Genomic DNA, 19,341 nt, shown 5'->3' with positions numbered 1-19,341 from the left:
GTTACTCGTCCATCTCCACCATGGCGACGTGCACGCGCTCGTTGAACTCTCGGACCACCGGGTTCGCCGCGTGCGCCGAGACCTCGCGCTGGAAGTCCCTGACGTAGCGCACGAAGCGGGATGACTGGAGCGCGTCACCGGCCTCGACGGCGAGGGTCGCCGTGGTGGCGGCGGCTTCGAGTTCGCCGTTGAGGAGATGGCTCTGCGCGAGGACAAGCCGACAGAAGCCGAGCGTGCGGGCGTACTTGGGGTCGGTGAGCGCGACGGCGCGTTCGGCGAAGCGCACGGCTTCCGCGCCTTGGCCGAGGTCCCGGAAGCAGTGGCAGAACTCGCCGATCATCTCGGCCTCGTCCATGTAGGCCAGCCAGTCAGGGTCCTCGCCGGTCTCGGCGCGCTCGAAGTGGCGCTCGGCCTCGTTCATCGCGCGGGCCGCGCCCCTGGCGTCCCCGGCGGTGGAGAGCGCGCGGGCCTCGTGCGCCGAGAACAGGGTCATGGCGCGTGGCGTCGTCCTCCCCTTGCCTCCCTCAACCGACGCGCGAGCGAGGCGAACGGCGCGGTCGGTCTGGCCGAGGTAGTTGGCCTGGTGGCTCATGTTGGTGAGGATGCGAGCGCCCATCATGCGGTCGTCCACGACCTGGGTGAGCCGCAACGTGCCCAACAGATAGCGGTCGGCCAGCGCGTGGTTCCCCGTGTCGTAGGCGCTCCACGCGAGGAGTTGGGCGATCTCGGCTGCGGCCCCGAAGAGGGCGTTGCCCACCTTCTCGTTGTAGTGGGCGCGGAGCAGCGGAAGGACGTCCTCGCGGAAGTAGTGCCGCAGGGCGCGGTGTCCGTGGCCGCCGCCGAACTTGAAGTCGAGCTGCATGAACATCTCGGCGGCCGTGCGCACCGCCGCGACGTCGCGCATCCCGACCCGTCGGGCGTCTTCCCCGGCCGGGCGTAAGCCGTCGGGCCGCGACACCAGCCAGGAGAGCGCCGCCGCGTTCACCTCGGCGTCCGGGAGCAGCGTCGAGCCGCCCTCCCCGGGGTCCGGGCTGGTATGGCTCAACGCCTCCATGGCGTCCAGGGCATCCGGCAGGGAGTCGGCGTAGCCGGCGCTCGGAGTGGCCGGTGTGGGGGCCGTGGACAGGGCGGGGAAACCGAGGTCGGCGGGGCTGAGCCGGCGCCGCAGCTTCTCGCCCAGAGCGCTCGCGAGGAACGCCGCCGTCTGTGGCTGGATTCCGCTGCCGTTGAGCCAGCGTTGGACGGCGACATGCGTCGTTCCGAGGTGCGTACCGCGTTGTCGCGCGACGTCCTGGACGCGCTTGGCGAGGCCCTTGTTGGAGACGCCTGCCTCTCTCATGAGGGCTGCCAAGCGGTGGTTGGGCTCCCTGGCCATACTCCCCCTGCCGTTGGCGGGATAACAGCTGGTGTTCATCCTGCCACGCGGTTCAGACAACCGTGGGGGGTTCACCGATGAACCCCCCACGTTCCCCACTCGAACCCCCGGTGTGCGTGCGAACCCCCCGATGAACGCTCCCGGTTGCGTTGCCGTGCCTCTTCACTGGTCTCCACGCGGTGGACGGTCGCCGCGACCTCCGTGGAAGGGGCCAAACGATGGCGCGCGCTGAAGTGGTCGAGCGGTTGCCCGGGGCCGGCGTGTCCTGGCAACACGCGTCGGAGGCGTTGGCGTGCGAGGCGCTTCTGCGATCGGTCATGCTCTCGGCGTCCTCCCCCGAGTCCTGCCGGGAAGCCCGCGAGGCGGCCCGTGAGGCGCTACGCGACTGGGAGTTGACGGTCTCCGTCGACGACGTGGTGTTGTGCACCTCCGAACTCGTCGGCAACGCCGTGCATCACGCGGTGCCGTCCGACGACTCGTGGGGCTCGACGCGTGATCGTCGGCTCCTCGTCTCGTTCCAGGTGTGGCCCGGTCATCTGTTCGTGGGGGTGGCGGACGACGACCCGACTCCCCCGGTGCTGGCCGACGGCGTCTCGCCCTCGATCAGCCTGAGCGAGGGCGGCCGTGGCCTCTTCCTGGTCCGAATGCTCGCCGACGCCGTCTGGTGGTCGCCGCGCTTCGGGGGCGGCAAGAGCGTCTGCTGCCGCTTCGCCCTGACGGGCGGGGAAGTGCGGGCCGAGCGATGAACCACACCCAAGACTCCGCGACAACCGATCGCCCTGCGTCTCTTCACGGCGGCAAGGCGGCACGGTCGTCCGGGGACCGCGCGGAGAAGCGCAAGACTCCGACGCGGTGGGCACCCCACCGGGAGACCGCCGACCGTGGTTCCCCCGTCCCCGGTGGGGTGCCCCAAGGCCATGAGCCGGGCGGTGTACTCCGATGACTCCCCGGTCGATCAACGAGACCTCTCAGTGGACGTTGAGCGAGGAGACGGCCAAGGGGCCCCCTCGCGCCACGTTCGTCGTCACGTGCGTGACGTGCGGCTCGGAATCCGGGGTCGTGGACGACGAGTCACATCCCGTCGAGATGTGGGCGCTCCGCCACACCAGCCTCCACACCGACCACCGGCAGTTCCGGCTCACCACTGAGTGGTTCCTGCGCGTCGATCCCGCGCCTGGCAACCCACTCCACGACACGGAGAAGGAGAACACACCGTGAGACAACGCCTGTTGTGCGCCGGAGTCTGGGTCTTCTGGCTGGCGGTCCTGGGGCCGCTGGTCGTGATCAGTGATCCGAGCCGATCGACGTTCCTCTGACGCCGACGCGCCGCCGGGCGCGTCCCACAACCTCATAGCAAGGCCGGACCACCCCTGAACCCTGGCAGGCACCGGGTGGTCCGGCTGGGATTCCGCGGAACCCCGATGCCGATGGTATCGGGGCCGCGGTCGTGCCGATCAAGCCGACGCACCGCCTCAGGCCATTCCAAGTCAGCGCGTGAGAAGGGGTGTTGAGGCCGTGCACGGCCCGGATGACGAGATGGGACCACTCAACGAGGAGTTCGACCCGGACGCCGTGCTGTGGGTGCGGGGCGTCGACTACGTCGGCGGGTGGCGCGAGGCGCGGGGAGCGGCACGGGAGTTGTCCGACGCGTTGGCCCGCGTTGGCCTGGCCGGTGACGATGTCACGGTGCGAGCGGACGCCGCCCCCGACGGCTCGGGGCTCGTGCGGCTCACCTGCTCGGCGGAGACGGCACGGAACGTCGCGCTGCTGACCCGCGTGACGGCGGCCCGGCTGCGGCGGGCGGGGTGAGGGGCGGTGGCATCTTTCCTACGGACTGAGAGCCCAGCCACGACAAGCCGACCACGACGAAATCGCCGTGTGGCCACTCGGGCGCGGGGGCCACCTCAGCAGGCCACCGGGCTGTGCCACTCCTCCCTGCTCTTCACGTCACGGCCCGTCAGTCGATGGTCGAGTGGCGTTCTCGGCTCACCCTGGGCGGGGACGGCGGGCGCCCGGACGGGACCGGCCGCCAGGCCGCACGCCCGGCCGGGGCAGCCCGCCGGCTTCAGCAATCGATTCGGAAGTGGCCAGCCTCACCGCAGACTGGTGGTGATCAAGCTGGCGGATACACGGCATGTTCCGCCTTTGCTGCGACTCGTCGCATGTGACCGATTCCTGGAATTTGGCCACCACAATAGACGGCCTGGCTGTACAGGTCGCGAGCCCACCACCGGCCGTCTTGATCGCGCCAGACGATGGCCGAATCGCCGGTCTGGCGGTAGCCAGGGATGTGCTCATGGTCGCTGGTGTGGGGCTGCAAGACGTCGTAGAGCAGCACTGTGCGCTCAACAGTGGCCAGGCACACCCTGCCCAATGGCCGATCTGTGCCATTCTCAACGGCAACCTTGTAGGTGGGAGCGTTCTTGTTTCCGCAGCACACAGCCATATTGTCTTGGCTCACGGCAACCTTGACGGCTTCGGCGTGCCGGTCACGTGCACGTGCGCGCTGGTAGGTTGCCGCGCTCACGATCAACGCGAGGATGCTAATAGGAACAGTTGCCCAAGTTGCCAACGGTCCAGGGTCCATGGCGTCAGTATGCAGTGGACCGGCTGCCCACGTTCGGAATTTGAGGAAAACCTGAGGATAGCTGGCGAACGCGGCGAGCCCAGCTGGCGCATCGCCAGACTTGAGGAAGTAGAGACAGGTTTCGACACAGCATCGAGGGGTTTGTCTGCCATACCTGGAGATTGGCTAGCCGGGAGAATGCTCCTTTTCGAACGCCTCTACGTCGATAAAAAATGCTACACGAGCGCGATCCCCATCCACAGAACATACTTCCTGAATCAAATGCGCACCATCGGTGGAACGAGTCACACGAACCGCTTGAAGCATCGGAACGGCGTCGGGAATAGCAAGTGCCACACGTTCATCGGGAAGTGGCATCCGGGCACTGACGGTCTCTCGCCACGTGAGGTGGTACCCGGCTTTTGCCAGAGCCGCATAGACCTGGTCCGGGCTGATGTCCGGGTGCTCCAACTCCTCGACCTCGGCCGCCGTCGCCAACGGGATCACCATCCGGTGCATGGCGCGGGTGCCCGTGGAGGGTTCGGCGAGGAGGCGGTCAACGATGAAGACCGCCTCGCCCTCGTCCAAGCCGAGCAGCGGCCCGGTGGTCGCCGTCGTGTGCCCACGCGTGACCGTCGGGGGCTCGACTTCCTCCCAGTCGGACAGGCCGGTGCGGAAGGTGTCGCCCTCGCGGGTGATGGTGCGGTCGATCGTGACCGATGGGGTGGGGAGGGAGCGGACGAAGCTGCCCTTGCCGTGGACGACATCGATCAGCCCTTCCGACCGTAGGCGGTCCACGGCCTTGCGGACTGTCGGGCGGCTGACCTGGTAGCGCTCCATGAGCTGGGCTTCCGAGGGGAGTAGCGCTCCCGGTGGGTACTCACCAGCCGCGATGCCGCTTCGGATCTCGGCTGCGACCTGCTGGTACAGCGCTCCGGGGCGCTGGATCTCTCCCATGGCCGGGGCCCTCTTCCCTTCGCTGACGTTTCGTTACGCATCCTGACGTGTGGTGACGTCACTCGTAAGCATAAGCACTTGCCTCCGACCGTCAAGGTGCCGCATACTCTCAACTCGTAAGCACGAGTGACGTCATGAGACGTCTTGTCTGGAGGCGATACCTGATGCAGTCCATCCCCGTGGACACGACCCGGCTCGGCGTACTGCGGTGCGCCGTGGGTCCTGAACCCAAGCTCGCGGACTACGAGCGGGGTGAGGTGAAGAAGGACCGAGACGGCAACACCGTCTACACCGTGGCCGTGATGGTCAGGCAGGACGGGCGGCGGGTCTCGGTCATCGAAGTGGCGGTGCCGGGTGAGCCCAAGGGCCTCGCGGAGGGCACCGAGGTGCGGATCACCGGCCTGGAGGCGTTCGCCTGGGCCATGGGCGACCGGCACGGGGTGAGCTTCCGCGCCTCGGCCATCACCCCCGTTCCGGCCAAGGGCACGGGCGGTGGTGCCTGATGGACGGCTCCCACGTGCTCGCCCTGGTCCTGGCCGTGCTGGCCTGGTGCGCGGTCGTCGGCCGTGAGTTCACGCTCCGGCACCCCACCTGGCGGTGGTACCTGACCGGCTACCCGCTCATGGCGGCGCGCGTCCTGCTGACCTGGCGCAAGGTCGCACAGGTCAACGACCTGACCGTCTCCTACCAACCGACCCGCCGCGTCCTGGGCGAACTCGTCGTGCGCGGTGAGGCGTTACGCGGCCTCGCGCCCCGGGCCGGCCTGCCGCGTCCCGTGCCCGGCGGGCTTCGGCTGACCGTGCGGCTGCGTCCCGGGCAGACCCCGGCGCCGTTTCTGGACGCCGCCGACGCGTTGGCCCACGCCTGGCGGGCGCACGCCGTGCGGGTCGTCTCCCCGCAACGCGGGCTCGTGGTGATCACGGCCACGGCGTTCGATCCGCTGGCCGAACCACGGGACGGCGCCCGGGAGTCGGCGGCGCTGCTCACCGCCGTGCTCGGCGTCCTGGAGACCGGCCGCGACTGGGTCATGGACTTCCGGCGGGTGCCGCACTGGCTGATCGTCGGCGCGACCCGTTCCGGCAAGTCCACGCTGCTGGCCCGCCTCGTGTCCCAGCTCGCCCCACAACCCGTCGCCCTGGTCGGCATCGACTGCAAGGGCGGAATGGAACTCGGCCTGTTCCGCGAACGGTTCACCACGCTGGCGAGCAACCGACGGGAGGCCGTGGACGTCCTGGCGGCGCTCGTCGCCGAGGTCCACGACCGGATGCGGGCCTGCCGCGCCGCCGGCGCCCGATCGGTCTGGGAGCTGCCGGAGAAGGAACGCCCCGTCCCCATCGTGGTCCTGGTGGACGAGTTGGCGGAGCTGTATCTCACCAACGGCAGCCGCGCCGACCGTGCCGAGGCTGAGCAGTGCTCGACCAGCCTCCTGCGGCTGGCCCAACTCGGCGCCGCCCTCGGCGTGCACCTGGTGGTGGCCGGTCAGCGCGTCGGCTCCGACCTCGGCCCCGGGGTCACCGCGCTCCGCGCCCAGCTCGCCGGGCGCGTCTGCCACCGGGTCAACGACCCCGGCACGGCGGAGATGGCCCTGGGCGACCTGAACAAGGACGCCGCCGCCGTCGCCCAGTCCATCGGCACCCACGAACAGGGCGTCGCCGTCCTGGCGGCCGACTCCGGCGGCTGGGTCCGCGGCCGTTCCCACCTCACGAAGCCCGACGCCGCACGGGAGACCGCGCATCGCCACGCGTGCGCGACCCCGAGCCTTCCCGCCCTTCAGACGGCGGTGGAGGCGGGTGAGGAGTCGTGACCTCGGCCCTGAGTATTCCGCTCGTCGTTCTCCTCGGCGCCATGACCTTCCTGCTGGTGCGCGGCCGGTCCGTGCGCGGCTGGGAGGCGGCCCTGATCGCCCTCTTCGGGTTCCACCTCGCCCTGACGCCCATCGGGCCCGCCCTGCTCGTCAGCGTCGAGTGGCTGTTCAGCGGCTTCGCCCAGACCTGACCGACAACGAGAGAGCCGAGAGAGTCCGAGAGGAGGTGTACCCACCCGTGCCCATGCGCCGCGTCCCCTGCCCCCGCTGTAAGGGCGAACGCACCCGGACGACCTGGACCGGCCGACAGCGCCGCTGCCGCTGCTGCCGGGGAACCGGCACCATCCGCTGACCAGCTGAACCCGTGAGGAGTGAACGCCATGGACCGACACCACCCCATCCCGTCCACCCGTGCCGCCCCGGCGGCCCACCCCGGAAGGAGTCCGCCCCATCTCGCCCACGCACCGCGACTCGACCGGCGGGCGCGCCGCTCCCCACCGAACGGCGCGCCCTCCCCGGCTCCCTGAGACCGACCGTGATGTCATCCGTCTCGCCAACGACCCCCGCTTCGGGCGCTGGTTGGCACAGGTCACCGCGACCGGCGGCTGTGCCCACCCCGTCCAACTGACCGGCTCCACCCTCACCTACGACCCGGCGACCGGCGAGATACTGCGCGGCTACGACACCGCAGACGAACCCGGCGAACGCCTGCTGGTCCGCTGCCGCAACCGCCGCGCCACCGTCTGCCCCGCCTGCTCCCGCCTCCACGCCGGAGACACCTACCACCTGGTCCGCGCCGGTCTCCTCGGCGGCAAGAACGTCCCCGCCGAGGTGGGCGAACGTCCCCGGCTCTTCGCCACCCTGACGGCGCCCAGCTTCGGAGCCGTGCACCGAACGGCCAACGGTGAGCCCTGCCGACCGCGCCGCGCGTCCCGCCGCTGCCCCCACGGACGACCCGTCGACTGCCGCGCCGCTCACACGCCCGACGACCCGTTGACCGGGCAACCGCTCTGCCCGGACTGCTACGACTACCCCGGCCACATCCTGTGGCACGCAAACGCCGGGCGGCTGTGGAAGGCGTTCACCGACAACCTGTACCACCACCTCGCTGCCGACACCGGCCACACCCGGACCGCGCTCCGCCGTTCCGTCCGCCTCTCCTACGCCAAGGTCGCCGAGTACCAGCGCCGCGCCGCCGTCCACGTGCACGCCGTCCTCCGCCTCGACGGCCGCGACGGGACACAACCGCCCGAGGGCATCGACGCGGACACCGTGGCCGCGTGCGTACGGACGGCCGCCGCTGCGGTCCGCCTCGACACCCCGCACACCGCCGCGCTCGGGCAACGCGCGCTGCGCTGGGGGCGACAGCTCGACGTCCGGCCCCTGAGCACCGCGACCGTCACCGATGACGCCGTTGCGGCCTACGTCGCCAAGTACGTGAGCAAGGGCGCCGCCGACACCGGAGCCGGCCTCGACCGCCGCGTCACCGGCCCCGACGACATCGCCGCCGCTCGCGTGACCCCGCACGTCCGCGCGCTGATGGCCACCTGCTGGCGCCTCGGCGCCCTGCCCGAACTCGCGCCCCTACGGCTCCGCGCCTGGGCCCACACCCTCGGCTACCGGGGTCACATCCTCACCAAGTCCCGCGCCTACTCGACGACTTACGCCGCGCTCCGCGACGCCCGCGCCCAGCACCGCCGACCGCAGGAAGAGGATGCCCCGCACACCGTCACCGAAGCCAACTGGCGCTACGCCGGCTCCGGCCACACCCCCGGCGCCGCCCTCCTCGCGGCGGGTATCGCCGAGGACCTGGCACGGAACCGGGAGTGCGCCCGGGAGGCTGGCGAGTGAGCCGCCCAAGCGCCCGGGAGTGGGGGCGCGCACAGGCGCTCCGGGCGCCGGAGTGGAGCGAGGAACGGTGGCGGCGGATATCCGGCATCCTCGGCCTGGAGCTGCGCCAGCGCACGGTTCCTCACCGCGACCGCCTCACTCCTCCTTCCACACCGGAACGAGAAGATCGGGGTTGAACGGCTTCCGCCCCTTGCCCGCCGGGTGGACGATCACCGCGTGCAGGGCCTCGAAGATCAGCGCGCGGCGCTGCGAGACATGCAGCCCCTTCCAGCGTTTCCGCACGTCCTCCGTCTCCCCCGCCCGCGCGGCCATGGCCTGGCGGCGGTGCCGTTCCGCTCGTAGCTCCTTGAGTTGGGCCTCGATCTTCTTCACCCCGGGGAAGTAGACGTCGTCGCTGATCGCGTCGTTCTGCCACTCCTCCGACAGCCGGGAGCGCTTGGCCACCAGGCGCGCCAGCCGCTCCTCCCCGTCCCAGGGCTCCGCGCTCGCGGCCCGCGCCTGCCGCTCCTCCAAGCGGGCCAGCACGGCCTCGGTGACGTACTCCTCGACAAGGTCGCCCCGGCGTCCGAGTCCGCCGCATCCTCCGGCGGCCTTCGAGGGGCAGACGTACAGGTGCGACTTGCAGTCCTTGTGACGGGACACCCGGAGCGCGGTGCCGCACATCTCCCCGTCGTGGACGCGTCCGCACCGCAGCACGCCCGTCAGCAGGTGCCGCGCCTGGCTGTGGTTCTCGGGAAGAACGTCGCCGATCTCCTGGCCGGTGCCGACGCTACGGCCCCTGCGGGCCTGGAAGACGGCGTCCACGGCCTCCCACTCCGCCGGGGTCACGATGGTCTCCCACTGGCCGACGACGGGAGCGCCTTCCTCGTCCCGCAGGATCTCGCCCCGGTAGTTGCGCCAGCCGCACACCCGGGGGTTCCAGAGGGTCAGCTTGAGGGACCGCAGCGTCCACTCGTTGCCGAGTGACGTTCTGAGTCCGGCCGCGCGCCACTCGGCGCAGATGGCGGTGAGCGACTTCCCCTGGGGAAGGTCCCGGATCGCCTGGCGCACGTACGGCGCCTCCGCCTCGTTGAGTGTGCGCTTGTCCTCGTTCCAGCCGAACGGGCGTGTCCCGCCGACCGGTACGCCGCGCTCGGCGCGGGAGCGGTGGTTGTCGCGCAACCTGCGCTGGATCTTGCGGACCTCGATCTTGGAGATCACGACGCCGAACAGGCCCATGGCCTCGACGTCCTCGCTGTAGAGGTTCTTCGGGCCCCGCGCGTCGGCGTAGACACGGCCGTCGTCGTAGGTGAGCGCGTCCACGAACCGTTCGTAGTCACCGGCCCGGCGCACCAGCCGGTCGTCCGCCACGACCACCGCGCCGCGCACCGCGCCCCCGTCCGGGAGCCGCCCGGCTCGCAGCGCGCGCACCATCGCCTCGAATCCGTCGCGCGTGACGCCCGCCTTGGCCGCCGACAGGTCGTTGTCGGTGATCTCCGCGACGACCGACCAGCCGAGGCGCCGCGCGGTGCCGGCGTTGGTCCGGTGCTGGTCCTCGACGCCGTGTTCGTCCTTCTCGGTGTCCGACGAGATCCGCGCGTACGAGATCACGGGTAAGGGCTGGTCCACCACGGCTCCTCCTGCGGGCTGAAAATATGCTGTTGGAGCAGTGATACCACCAGCAGTATCTGGACAAGAACCCGGCCGGCTACTGCGGGCTCGGCGGCACGGGTCTGTCCTGCCCGGTGGGCGTGGCGCGGGCCTGAGGGCCGCCTCGCCCGGCGGGCTCAGGCTGGGATGACGGCCGCGTGCACGCCGGGGAGGTCGTCGAAGGCCGTCTTGCCGTCGGTGGTCAGCAGCGTCCTGGCCGTGGCGGCGGCGGTCGCCGCGATGATCAGGTCGTGGGCGCCGCGGGGCTTCCCCTCGCGGCGCACATGCGCCAGCAGGCGCGCGTGCACGAGCGCCACGTCGTGCGCTAAGTCCTCGTCCACCGGGTGCGACTCCAGGAACGCCTTGATCGCCGCGCCGTTGCCGGCGGGCGTGGGAGCCAGCGTCGCCAGCCGTCGCCCACCACGGGTGATCACGATCGTCTCTCCGTGTTCGGCTCTGTCGAGCACGGAGGCGAAATTGCGTGCGACCTCCGTCGCCGTCATCATCCTTACGGAATCGGAGTATCTGACTTCTCCTGATGAGCGAGGTGACTCGCGCGCGGGAGTGGTACTGGTGGATCGTCGCTATGCCAGTTGACCTGACGCTGGTCGGCGTTGGCGGCTTGTTGCCAGGCGGCGAGTGCGGTGTTGGCCGGTGCGGCTGGGCGGTCGAAGGCGATCACGCGTGCTTTCCCGCGCTCGGCCGGGTCCTCCCCCGCGGTGATCGCGTAGAGCGTGTCCCCGTCGACGGCGGCGGCCAGCACGGTGGCGGAGGAGAAGCCGCCCACCTCGGTCCGTTCTCCGTCTTCCGTGTTCACCCGCAGCAGGACCTGCTCGGCGTCCCCCTCGTCGGCGGGCGCTACCACCAGCACATGGTCGTCGCCCGCCCCGGCCAGCACGCCGTCACCGAACTCCTGCCGCCACGAGGGGCTCGGGGAGTGGGCAAGGTCGGCGCCGCCGAGGTTCAGCCCCGGGGACCACCGCACCGGGGACACCAGCCGTGACTCTCCCAGCAGCAGAGGTATGCCGTCGACCGGGTCCTTGAAGCTGGCCTCGCCCGTGACCTCCCCGTTGTCCCCCAGGGACGTCACGCTGTGTGTGCCGATCACCATCAGCGGTGCGCCCGGGACGATGGCCTCGACCGGTCGCGGGCCGGCGCGCTCGGTCCACAGCTCCTCTCCGCTGCCCGTGGCGAACGCGGTGAGCGTGTCCCCGCAGCGTGCCAGCGTGTACTCCGCGCTCTGCACCCACTCCAGCCGCTCCTGGCAGCCCTCGGACGGGGGGTCGAGGAGCGGCATTTCCGCGCCCTCGGGGGAGAAGCGGTGGTGGCTTCCCGCCTGGCGCACGTCGACCGTGATCACCTCGTCCCCGGTGGCGACGGGTATCTCCCTCCCCGCGGTCGGGCCCAGCGGCTCCGGCAGTCGACGGCTCCACAGCAACGCGCCGGTACGGGTGTCCACCGCGCCCACCACGTCGCACGGGCCGCCGCCCGCGGGCTCGAAGACGATGGCCACGAGCCCGGCCGCGTTGGGCTCGGGGGAGACCACGCACGGTGACAGCTGGCTCTCGTCGTCGGTCATGGCCCACCGTTGCTCCCCGGTCGCCGTCTCGAACGCCCAGCCGCCCCGCTCGGTGACCACGACGACGGCGTCGTCCACGACCCAGGTCGCCAGCGACTCCTCGGCCTCCCGCGCCTGGAGAGCGGGCTCCGAGGCCCAGCGTTCTTCCAAAGGCTGCGGACCGTCCTCGCCGCCCTCCACCATCAGCGCCACGGCGCCGGCCGCCACGAGCACGCCGGCGACCGCACCGGCGAGCAGCACCTTCCGCTTCCCCATCGCTCTCTCCCCCTGAAACGGCGTCCTGAGGCGGCGTTCGCACCACGACCTGCCCCACCCTAGACAGCGGGCGAACCCCCCGACCACGGGGTTCGCCCGCCGGGGCTCAGGGCGGGGCGCCCACGGTCAGCCCGTGACCGGGGCCTGACCCACGGCCGACCGGGGTGGGCGGGAGGGTGGGGGCGTCGCCTACCCGAGGGGGAGAACATGCCGACGAGGGCGCCGATCGACCTGCCCCGGCTGGGGGTGGGGCTCGGGTACCGGAGGGAGCTGCACGACGGCATCCTGGCCCACCGCGACGGGATCGGGTGGTTGGAGATCGTGACGGATCAGTTTCTGAACGATCCGGACAATCCGTTGTTGGAGACGCTTCGCGAGTCGTTCGTGCTGGTGGCCCACGGGTTGGAGATGTCGATCGGGTCGCGGGCGCCGCTGGACGAGGAGTATCTGGCGGCGGTCGCCGCAGTCGCCGACGCCGTGGACGCGCCGTGGGTCAGCGACCATCTCTGCTTCACCCGCGAGGAGGGCGTCGCGCTGCACAACCTGACCCCCGTCTTCCGCACCCCGGAGCACGCCGAGCTGGTGGCGGCCCGGGTGCGTGCGGTGGAGGAGAGGCTGGGCAGGCCGTTCCTGGTGGAGAACATCTCCTACTACGTCGATCCGCCGAGCGAGATGACCGAGCCCGAGTTCCTCACCGCCGTCATGGAGCGGTCCGGCTGCGGGATGCTGCTCGACCTCAACAACGTCACGGTGAACGCCGCCAACCACGGCTTCGACCCGTACGCCTACCTCGACGCGCTGCCGCTGGAGCGCGTCGGCCAGATCCATCTCGCGGGCAACACCCCCGAGGGCGTGCTGCTCGCGGGCCCGACGGGGATGGAGACGGACCGGCACGACGGACCCGTCGGGGAGGACGTGTTCGCGCTGCTGGCGTACGTGGCGGACCGGGTGGACCTGCCGGCCGTGATGATCGAGCGGGACCAGAACTTCCCCGAGGACTTCGGCGAGATCGCCGACGAGCTGCGCCGTACCCGCGAGGTGCTCGCGGCGAGCGGCGGCGCGAGGTGAACGGGCAGCGGTTGTTCGCCGAGCTGCTGGTGCGGCCCGAGCTGCGCGCCGAGCTGCGGGCGGACCCCGGGGCGTTCGCCCGCGCCCATGGGCTGGACCCGGCGCTGTGCGGGCGAATCGCCGGGCTGCCGGAGCCGGGGATGGAGTTGACGACGGGCATCACCCAGTACGAGCGCCGCCTGCGGGTCACGACGGTCTTCCCCGCCACGTTCGCGCTGGCCGACAGCGCGCAGCGGGAGGCCCTGCTGCGCTCCGCGTTGACCCATCCGCGGCTCTCCAGGGGCGGGGACGCCGCGGCGGTCGAGGTGGGGCGGCTGCTGGCGAAGGCCGCGGCGGAGTGGGCGCCCGAGGCGGGCGGCGGGGTGTCGTTGCTGGCGGAGATGGTCGAGTTCGAGACGCTGTGCGAGGAGGCGTTGGCCTCGGCTCGGGCGCTCCCGGGGCGCGTGCCGGGACCGCCCGCGCCGGCGCCCGGGGTTCTCTTCGTGACGTCCGGCCGGCCGCTGCCCGTCATCCGACGGCTGCTGCTGGGCGGCACCCCGCCGGCGGAGCTGGCGGCGGCAGTCGCCGCGGAGTCGGCCGACGAAGGGCCCTGGCACTACGCGCTGCGCGCCGAGGCCCGGCCGCCACGGACCCGCTGCCACCGGCTCCCGGCCCGGCTCGCGCGGCTGCTGACCTACTGCGACGGGACGCGCGGGCTGCCCGAACTCGCCACCCTCACCGAACTGCCGGAGCCGACCGCGGAGCGGACGCTGCGCACGATGGTCGGCAGAGGGCTGATCACGTGGCGCGCCGCCGGGCCGGAATGACGTGGGGTGGGGTGAGCGCCCCCCGACGCACACCCCACCTCACTCGGTCCTGTCCACCGGACAGGACCTACGCCGCGGCCCCGGTTCTCGGGGCCGCAGCGAGCAGTTGGGCGAAGCGCGCCTGGAGTTCGGGCCCCGGGGCGACGCCCAGCCGTTGCCGCAGCTCCTCGCGGATGCGTGCGAACTCCCTCAGCGCCTCGTTCGGCTGTCCGGCACGCTCCAACGCCTCCATGAGCAGCCCGGCCACGGCCTCGTTCAACGGGTGCTCGACGGTGAGTTCGGTCAGCGTCGCGGTCAGCTCGCGTTGGCAGCCCAGCGTCATCCAGGCCGAGGCCGAACCGAGCTGTGCGACGAGCAGTTCGCGGCTCAGGGCCTGTCGGACCCGCTCGGCCCACGGCGAGTCGAACCCCGCCATGGGCGTGCCCTGCGCCGTCCTGATCGCCCTCCCGTACAGGAAGGCCCGCTGGGCCGGCTCCTCGCTGTCCCTGGCGTCGCGCGTCAGCCCCCGGAACCGGTGCACGTCGACCTGCTCGGGCGCCACGCGCAGGGCGTAACCGCTGCGCCCCCGCTCCAGGACGACGGGGTCGGCACCGCTCAAGGTGAGCGCGCGGCGCAGCCGCTTGGCGCACGTGTACAGCGCGTCCCTGGGGTCGTCGGGGAGTTCGTCGGCCCAGATCCGGTCGATCAGCACCTCGTCGCGGACCAGCTCGTCCGGCTGCCACCCCAGGCAGGCCAGCAGGTCGGCGGCCCGCCCCGCCGGCGGCGCCCCTCTCCCGCCCGTCACCGTGACGGACACCACACCCCACAAGTCGATTCGCACAACGCCCTCCCCGTGTCTTCCGTGTCGCGCTCGCACCACCTTGCGGAGTCGAAGCGCGTTTACCGCATGGACCGTGCATGGGTGGTGCGCGGATAGCGCTTGGACGGAACAAACAGGCTCCCCTATCATCTGGCCGGTGCCCCCCGATGTGCTGTCCGCCAGGTTGCTGGGGCCCCTGGAAGTGACCGTCGGGGACCGTCGGATACGGCTGACCGGGCGCCAGCGGGCCCTGTGCGCGGCCCTTCTCCTCGACGCCAACCGCCCGGTTCGGGTCGAACAGCTCGTGGACCGGCTGTGGAACGACCGGCCCCCCTCGGCGGCCGGCGCCAGGCTGCGTTCTCTCGTCACCGAGGTACGGCGCGCGCTGGGGACGCGGGCGGACGCCCTGGAGACCCACAGCCCCGGCTATCTGCTCCGTGTCGAGCCGTCCCGGTGCGATCTGCCGGTGTTCGAGTCCCTGGTGGCCGAGGGCAACCGGCTCGCCGCGGGCGGCGACTGGTCGAGCGCCGGCGAGCGCTACGCGCGCGCCCTGGCGCTGTGGCGGGGCGACCCGCTTCCCGACCTGCCCGCGGCACCCGAGCGCCAGCGGCTGCTCGAACTGCGGGTGACCGCCGCCGAAGGGCGCTGGGAGGCGGCCGTGGAACGCGGCGAACGGGGAGCCGCCGTCGCCGAACTCACCCGGCTGACCGGCGAGCATCCACTGCGGGAACGCCCGCACGCCCTGCTGATGCGGGCGCTGCACGCGGAGGGCAGGACTGCGGAGGCGCTTGAGGTGTACGCGGCCCTGCGGCGGCGGCTGGTCGACGAGCTGGCGGTGGAGCCGTCCGCCGAGCTTGCCGCCGTCCAGTGCGAGCTGCTGGCCCCGGAGCCCCACGCCGTCCCGCGGCCGACGCGTGGCCTCTTCGGCGTTCCCCGCCAACTCCCCGCCGTGACACCGCTGTTCACCGGGCGCGTCGCGGAACTCGGCCAGCTTGAGAGCGCGTGGGCGGAAGGGGGCCGGCTGCTCGCCGTCACGGGCCCGGCGGGGGCGGGGAAGACGGCGATGGCGCTGGCCTGGGCGGGGCGGGCGGCCGACCGCTTCCCCGACGGGCAGCTCTGCCTCGACCTGCGCGGCTTCGACCGTTCCGGACCGATGCCGGTGGCGGAGGCGCTGCCCGTGCTGCTCCAGGGGCTCGGCTGCCCGGCGGCGCGGGTGCCGGTGACCGTGGAGGCGCAGGCGGCGCTGCTGCGCACGCTGCTGGCCGACCGGTGCGTCCTCATCGTGCTGGACGACGCGGCCGACGCCACGCAGATCCGCCCGTTGCTGCCCGGGCCCTCGCGGTCCGTGGTGCTCGTGACCAGCAGGGATCGGCTCAGCGGGCTGGTGACGGCGGACGGCGCGCGCCGGGTCGTCTGTGAGACGCTGCCGCCGGCCGACGCGCTGACGTTGCTGGCCCGCGCGGTCGGTGCCGACCGCGTCGCGGCCGAGCCCGAGGCGGCGGCCCGCCTCGCGCGGCTCTGCGACCATCTGCCGCTCGCCCTCTGCGTGGCGGCCTCCCGGATCGGCGAACGGCCGGCCGCCCGGGTCGCGGACTACGTCGAGGAGTTGGCCGAGCGCGGCCGGCTGGCGCGGCTCGCGGTCGACGGGGACTCCGCCCTCATGGTCCGCGCGGCGCTCGACCTCAGCTACGCGAAGCTCCCCGAGTCGGCACGCCTCGTGGTCAGGTCGCTGGGCGCGGTCGGGGGAACGGGCCGGTCGGCGCGGGCGGCCGCGGCCGGAGCGGGGGTGGAGCCCGCCGTGGCGGAGGAAGCGCTGCGCGGCGCGGCCCGGGTGCACCTGGTCGAGGAGTCCGCCGACGGCCGGTTCACCTGGCACGACCTGGTGCACGAGTTCGCCGCCCAGCGGCTGTGCGAGGAGGAGTCGCCGGAGCGGCGCGAGGCGGCGGTCATCCGGCTGCTGGACCACTACCTGCACGGCGCCGAACGGGTGGCGACGGCCTGCCGGCTCGTGCCGTCCCGGTTGCCGCTGACGGCGCCCGTGCCGGGTGCCCAGGTGCCGGAGTTCGCCGACCGCGCCGAGGCGTTGGCCTGGGTCCACCGCGAGTGGGAGGACCTGACCGCCGTGCTCACCCACGCGGCGGAGCACGGGCCGGGCCGCCAGGCGTGGCAGCTCGTCGTCAGCCTCTCGGACGTGCTGTCGCACGAGCTGCCGCTCGCCGACTGGCTCCGGCTCGCCGAGTTGGCCCTGCGGGTCGCCGACCGGACGGGCGACCGGCTGGGCGGCGCGGCCGTGCGGCTCTCCCTGGCCCTGGCGCACTGGCGGGCCACGAATCTGCCGGAGGCGCTGGCGGAGTACGGCCGGGCCAGGGAGCTGGCGCGCGAGGCGCGATGGCCGGAGGGCGAGGCCATCGCGCTCCAGGGCATGGGCGTGGCCATCAAGCAACTGGGGCGGCCGCGCGCGGCGTTGGGGTACTACCGGCGGGCGCTGACGCGCTTCCGGGAGGCCGGATTGGTCGTGGACATGGCGAATGTGCTGGGCAACATCGGCTCCGCGCACCTGGCGCTGGGCGAGCTGGAACAGGCCCGCGAGGCGCTCGACGAGGACCTGCCGCTCGCCCGCGCCTCCGGCAAGCCGCACTCCCACGCGATGGCGCTGGTCAACCAGGGGCTGGTGCGGCTGCGGCTCGGCCGGCTCGACGAGGCGCTCGACACCCTCGCCGAGGCACAGCACATGGCGACGGAGGCCGGCCTCACGTATGTGCGGGCCGTGGCGTCGGAGACCGTCGCGCTGGTCCACATGGACGCGGGGCGGCCCGCACGGGCCGAGGAGGTCTTCACCGAGGCCCTCGGGCTCGCCACGCTCGTCGAGAACGACAGCTGCCGAACCACCTGCCTGGTGGGCCTGTCGGACACCGCCCGCATCGCCGGCAGGCTCGACGAGGCCCAGAGCCGGCTCGCCGAGGCACGCGGAATCGTCGAACGGACCGGGGAGGCGACGGGGAGCATGATGGTGCTGCTCTGCGACGCCGAGCTGCTCCTGGCGCGGGACGACGCGAGCGGCGCCCTGGCCCGCGTCCGGTCAGCGGAGCGCATCGGGGACGAGGGGGCCAGGTTCGCGCTGTCCCGGCTGCGGTTGCTCCAGGCCCGGGCCCTGGCGCGCCTCGGCTCCTCCGCCCGGGCGGAGGAGGCGGCCAGGGCCGCGCTCAGCCTGGCCGAGCGGTCCGGAGAGCGCGCGGTCGCCGGCTGGGTCCGGCGGTTCCTCGACGAACTGCTCGGCCGCGCCCCGGAGGCCGGCTCGCTCAGCCCATCGGCTGAGGCCACGGGTTCAACCCGGACTCCGCCTGAGTGACGTACCCCATCCGCCTCGGGGCCTCGGACAGGCGCCGATGCGCACCGAAGGTGGCGAGCGGGCGCAGGGACATCGGCTGGAGGTCGGGGACGACCGCGTTCACCGCGGTGAGGCCGACCTCCGCCAGCTCGCGGGTGGTGCGGTCCACGAGCACCGGCCGCATTCCCGCCTCGGCCAGCCGCTCCAGCAGCGCGTCGAGCGCGGCGCGCGGCGCGTCGGGCAGCGGGGCACGGGACGACGGCGGACGGTCGGCGAGCCCGTCGAGGAGGAAGTCGAACGCCTCGGCGTGCTCGACCCGGGCCATGTAGCGCGCGGTGTCGCCGACGGTTGCCATGTCGGCGACGGCCCCGGGCAGTTCGTCCTCAGCGACGTGGTGGACGAACGTCGGAGCGGACATCGCCTCCCCGAGGGCCTTACCGGCGGCGCCCGCCAGGGTGCGGTCGGCGGCGGAGCCGACCACGCGGTGCGCGCGCCGGTCGTGCTCCGCGGTGAGCAGGCAGTAGGCGACGGGGACGCCGAGGTCGGTGGTGGCGTCGAAGAGCCGGGCGTCGAGGAAGCGCGATCGGCACCACCCCACGAGGTCGGTCGTGCGGGTGTCGAGCGCGGCGGGGTCGACCGGCGGCAACGGCAGACGGCGCTGCCAGGTCAGGGCGTTGGCGTCGCGTTCGACGCACTCCAGCAGCCCGCGCACGGCGGCCTCTACCGGGTCGGTGTGGACGGCGTACCCCGTCGAGATCCGGGGCGCGAACCGTTCGGCGGGCCGGAGGTCGGCCATGTGGTAGCAGGCCATGACGGACGGCAGCCAGACCGACCGTCGCGTCAGCGGGTCGTACCCGCACGACCAGCGGATGCGCGCCGCGGGATCGAACGGGGTGGCCTGCGCCCGCGGGTGCGCGTACTCCTCGGGAGTGCAGACGGGGTAGCGCCACGGTTCGAGGCAGTCGATGCCGGGCTGCCGGACCAGTTCGTCGTAGGAGGCGTCGACGCGCGGCTCGCCGAGCACGTCGAGTCCCGCGTAGCGTTCCGCCACCTCGGCGAGGGCGACGAAGCGGGCCAGCTCCGGGTCGTCCCAGGTGCGGCCGCCGCCGTCGAGCGGCCCCGCCCCAACGGGCCGGCCGCCCTCCGCCTTCCAGAGGCGGTAGCCACCCGGCAGGCAGGTGTGGCGCAGTTCCCCGACGCGTTTCACCAGGCCCAGTGGCGAGACGAGCCCGTCCAGGGAGGTCACGTCGGCCCGGGGCGGCACGGGCAGCTGGCGTGGCGTCATGGGGCTGGTCCTCCGATTGCCGCTCGGCGCGGGGCGGGT

At 72.5% G+C, this 19,341-nt stretch carries 18 protein-coding genes and 1 pseudogene; 11 read left to right on the top strand and 8 right to left on the bottom strand.

Translation table 11 applies throughout. From position 1 onward, the window contains the following. Position 1 precedes the first annotated feature (1 nt). The gene (locus tag FH715_RS04970) at positions 2-1,339 is read right to left on the bottom strand and encodes an NsdA family TPR-like regulatory protein (RefSeq protein ID WP_246108565.1); all 1,338 of its coding nucleotides are present in this window, start codon (positions 1,337-1,339) and stop codon (positions 2-4) included. 254 nt (positions 1,340-1,593) lie between these two features. On the opposite strand from FH715_RS04970, the gene FH715_RS04965 reads away from it, so the two are divergent. The 3 genes from FH715_RS04965 (at position 1,594) to FH715_RS04955 (ending at position 3,184) form a co-directional block, all read left to right on the top strand. Next, positions 1,594-2,121 carry an ATP-binding protein gene (locus FH715_RS04965; RefSeq protein ID WP_139641114.1) on the top strand — a complete coding sequence of 176 codons (528 nt, stop codon included), beginning with the start codon at positions 1,594-1,596 and terminating at the stop codon, positions 2,119-2,121. 193 nt (positions 2,122-2,314) lie between these two features. Further along, positions 2,315-2,593 carry a DUF7848 domain-containing protein gene (locus FH715_RS04960; protein WP_484422039.1) on the top strand — a complete coding sequence of 93 codons (279 nt, stop codon included), beginning with the start codon at positions 2,315-2,317 and terminating at the stop codon, positions 2,591-2,593. Positions 2,594-2,911: 318 nt separating this feature from the next. Beyond that, complete coding sequence (locus FH715_RS04955) at positions 2,912-3,184, top strand: hypothetical protein (RefSeq protein WP_139641111.1); 273 nt, start codon at positions 2,912-2,914, stop codon at positions 3,182-3,184. Between the two features lie 304 nt (positions 3,185-3,488). On the opposite strand, the gene FH715_RS04950 is transcribed toward FH715_RS04955, so the two are convergent. Beyond that, positions 3,489-3,908, bottom strand: coding sequence for a hypothetical protein (locus FH715_RS04950; RefSeq protein WP_139641109.1), 420 nt, complete (start codon positions 3,906-3,908; stop codon positions 3,489-3,491). A 219-nt stretch (positions 3,909-4,127) separates the two neighbouring features. After that, positions 4,128-4,898 carry a GntR family transcriptional regulator gene (locus FH715_RS04945; RefSeq protein WP_139641107.1) on the bottom strand — a complete coding sequence of 257 codons (771 nt, stop codon included), beginning with the start codon at positions 4,896-4,898 and terminating at the stop codon, positions 4,128-4,130. 164 nt (positions 4,899-5,062) lie between these two features. On the opposite strand from FH715_RS04945, the gene FH715_RS04940 reads away from it, so the two are divergent. The 4 genes from FH715_RS04940 (at position 5,063) to FH715_RS04925 (ending at position 8,553) form a co-directional block, all read left to right on the top strand. Beyond that, complete coding sequence (locus tag FH715_RS04940; protein ID WP_139641105.1) at positions 5,063-5,401, top strand: SCO3933 family regulatory protein; 339 nt, start codon at positions 5,063-5,065, stop codon at positions 5,399-5,401. Continuing rightward, entirely contained in the window at positions 5,401-6,702 is a 1,302-nt protein-coding gene (locus tag FH715_RS04935; RefSeq protein ID WP_139641103.1) for an FtsK/SpoIIIE domain-containing protein, read from the top strand. The genes FH715_RS04940 and FH715_RS04935 overlap by 1 nt, the downstream gene beginning before the upstream one ends. After that, positions 6,699-6,893 carry a hypothetical protein gene (locus FH715_RS04930; RefSeq protein WP_097230559.1) on the top strand — a complete coding sequence of 65 codons (195 nt, stop codon included), beginning with the start codon at positions 6,699-6,701 and terminating at the stop codon, positions 6,891-6,893. Before FH715_RS04935 ends, FH715_RS04930 begins: the two co-directional genes overlap by 4 nt. Positions 6,894-7,245: 352 nt before the next feature. Continuing rightward, positions 7,246-8,553, top strand: a complete 1,308-nt coding sequence (locus FH715_RS04925) for a replication initiator (protein ID WP_139641703.1) — start codon at positions 7,246-7,248, stop codon at positions 8,551-8,553. Positions 8,554-8,688: 135 nt separating this feature from the next. Here the strand turns inward: FH715_RS04925 and FH715_RS04920 are convergent, their stop codons facing one another. Beyond that, a complete protein-coding gene (locus FH715_RS04920; RefSeq protein ID WP_170184631.1) occupies positions 8,689-10,161 on the bottom strand; it encodes a recombinase family protein in 1,473 nt (490 codons plus the stop codon). Positions 10,162-10,205: 44 nt separating this feature from the next. Here FH715_RS04920 and FH715_RS28750 point away from each other — a divergent pair. Continuing rightward, positions 10,206-10,298: pseudogene (locus FH715_RS28750) on the top strand (peptide-methionine (S)-S-oxide reductase MsrA); the annotation flags it as partial. A gap of 21 nt (positions 10,299-10,319) precedes the next feature. Here the strand turns inward: FH715_RS28750 and FH715_RS04910 are convergent. Both FH715_RS04910 and FH715_RS04905 read right to left on the bottom strand, forming a co-directional pair. Beyond that, positions 10,320-10,685 (bottom strand): type II toxin-antitoxin system prevent-host-death family antitoxin, encoded by a 366-nt coding sequence (locus FH715_RS04910; RefSeq protein ID WP_139641098.1) that lies wholly within the window; start codon positions 10,683-10,685, stop codon positions 10,320-10,322. 5 nt (positions 10,686-10,690) lie between these two features. Continuing rightward, positions 10,691-12,016, bottom strand: a complete 1,326-nt coding sequence (locus tag FH715_RS04905) for an outer membrane protein assembly factor BamB family protein (RefSeq protein WP_139641096.1) — start codon at positions 12,014-12,016, stop codon at positions 10,691-10,693. A 207-nt stretch (positions 12,017-12,223) separates the two neighbouring features. Here FH715_RS04905 and FH715_RS04900 point away from each other — a divergent pair, with 207 nt between their 5' ends. Together FH715_RS04900 and FH715_RS04895 are read left to right on the top strand one after the other, a co-directional pair. Continuing rightward, on the top strand, positions 12,224-13,084 hold the full coding sequence (locus tag FH715_RS04900) for an MbnB/TglH/ChrH family RiPP precursor modification enzyme (RefSeq protein WP_246108563.1): 861 nt from the start codon (positions 12,224-12,226) through the stop codon (positions 13,082-13,084). Beyond that, a complete protein-coding gene (locus FH715_RS04895) occupies positions 13,081-13,890 on the top strand; it encodes a helix-turn-helix domain-containing protein (protein WP_139641093.1) in 810 nt (269 codons plus the stop codon). The genes FH715_RS04900 and FH715_RS04895 overlap by 4 nt, the downstream gene beginning before the upstream one ends. A 67-nt stretch (positions 13,891-13,957) precedes the next feature. Here FH715_RS04895 and FH715_RS04890 read toward each other — a convergent pair whose 3' ends face one another. Continuing rightward, complete coding sequence (locus FH715_RS04890) at positions 13,958-14,710, bottom strand: AfsR/SARP family transcriptional regulator (RefSeq protein WP_170184630.1); 753 nt, start codon at positions 14,708-14,710, stop codon at positions 13,958-13,960. Between the two features lie 136 nt (positions 14,711-14,846). On the opposite strand from FH715_RS04890, the gene FH715_RS04885 reads away from it, so the two are divergent. Then, on the top strand, positions 14,847-18,038 hold the full coding sequence (locus FH715_RS04885; protein ID WP_170184629.1) for an AfsR/SARP family transcriptional regulator: 3,192 nt from the start codon (positions 14,847-14,849) through the stop codon (positions 18,036-18,038). On the opposite strand, the gene FH715_RS04880 is transcribed toward FH715_RS04885, so the two are convergent. Beyond that, on the bottom strand, positions 17,989-19,302 hold the full coding sequence (locus FH715_RS04880; RefSeq protein WP_139641085.1) for a YcaO-like family protein: 1,314 nt from the start codon (positions 19,300-19,302) through the stop codon (positions 17,989-17,991). The two genes, FH715_RS04885 and FH715_RS04880, sit on opposite strands and share 50 nt — an antisense overlap. Between the last annotated feature and the right edge of the window lie 39 nt (positions 19,303-19,341).

This window comes from Streptomyces sedi, assembly GCF_006335015.1.
In the GTDB taxonomy this organism is placed as follows: domain Bacteria; phylum Actinomycetota; class Actinomycetes; order Streptomycetales; family Streptomycetaceae; genus Streptomyces; species Streptomyces sedi.
Note: the sequence above shows the minus strand (reverse complement) of the source record. Positions and strands in the feature narration are given on the sequence as shown.

What these genes read in the sequence shown, in the direction of transcription:
- FH715_RS04970 (WP_246108565.1), bottom strand. Translation starts at nt 1,339, where the DNA reads ATGAGAGAGGCAGGCGTCTCCAACAAGGGCCTCGCCAAGCGCGTCCAG.
- FH715_RS04965 (WP_139641114.1), top strand. Translation starts at nt 1,594, where the DNA reads ATGGCGCGCGCTGAAGTGGTCGAGCGGTTGCCCGGGGCCGGCGTGTCC.
- FH715_RS04960 (WP_484422039.1), top strand. Translation starts at nt 2,315, where the DNA reads ATGACTCCCCGGTCGATCAACGAGACCTCTCAGTGGACGTTGAGCGAG.
- FH715_RS04955 (WP_139641111.1), top strand. Translation starts at nt 2,912, where the DNA reads ATGGGACCACTCAACGAGGAGTTCGACCCGGACGCCGTGCTGTGGGTG.
- FH715_RS04945 (WP_139641107.1), bottom strand. Translation starts at nt 4,898, where the DNA reads ATGGGAGAGATCCAGCGCCCCGGAGCGCTGTACCAGCAGGTCGCAGCC.
- FH715_RS04940 (WP_139641105.1), top strand. Translation starts at nt 5,063, where the DNA reads ATGCAGTCCATCCCCGTGGACACGACCCGGCTCGGCGTACTGCGGTGC.
- FH715_RS04935 (WP_139641103.1), top strand. Translation starts at nt 5,401, where the DNA reads ATGGACGGCTCCCACGTGCTCGCCCTGGTCCTGGCCGTGCTGGCCTGG.
- FH715_RS04910 (WP_139641098.1), bottom strand. Translation starts at nt 10,685, where the DNA reads ATGACGGCGACGGAGGTCGCACGCAATTTCGCCTCCGTGCTCGACAGA.
- FH715_RS04905 (WP_139641096.1), bottom strand. Translation starts at nt 12,016, where the DNA reads ATGGGGAAGCGGAAGGTGCTGCTCGCCGGTGCGGTCGCCGGCGTGCTC.
- FH715_RS04900 (WP_246108563.1), top strand. Translation starts at nt 12,224, where the DNA reads ATGCCGACGAGGGCGCCGATCGACCTGCCCCGGCTGGGGGTGGGGCTC.
- FH715_RS04880 (WP_139641085.1), bottom strand. Translation starts at nt 19,302, where the DNA reads ATGACGCCACGCCAGCTGCCCGTGCCGCCCCGGGCCGACGTGACCTCC.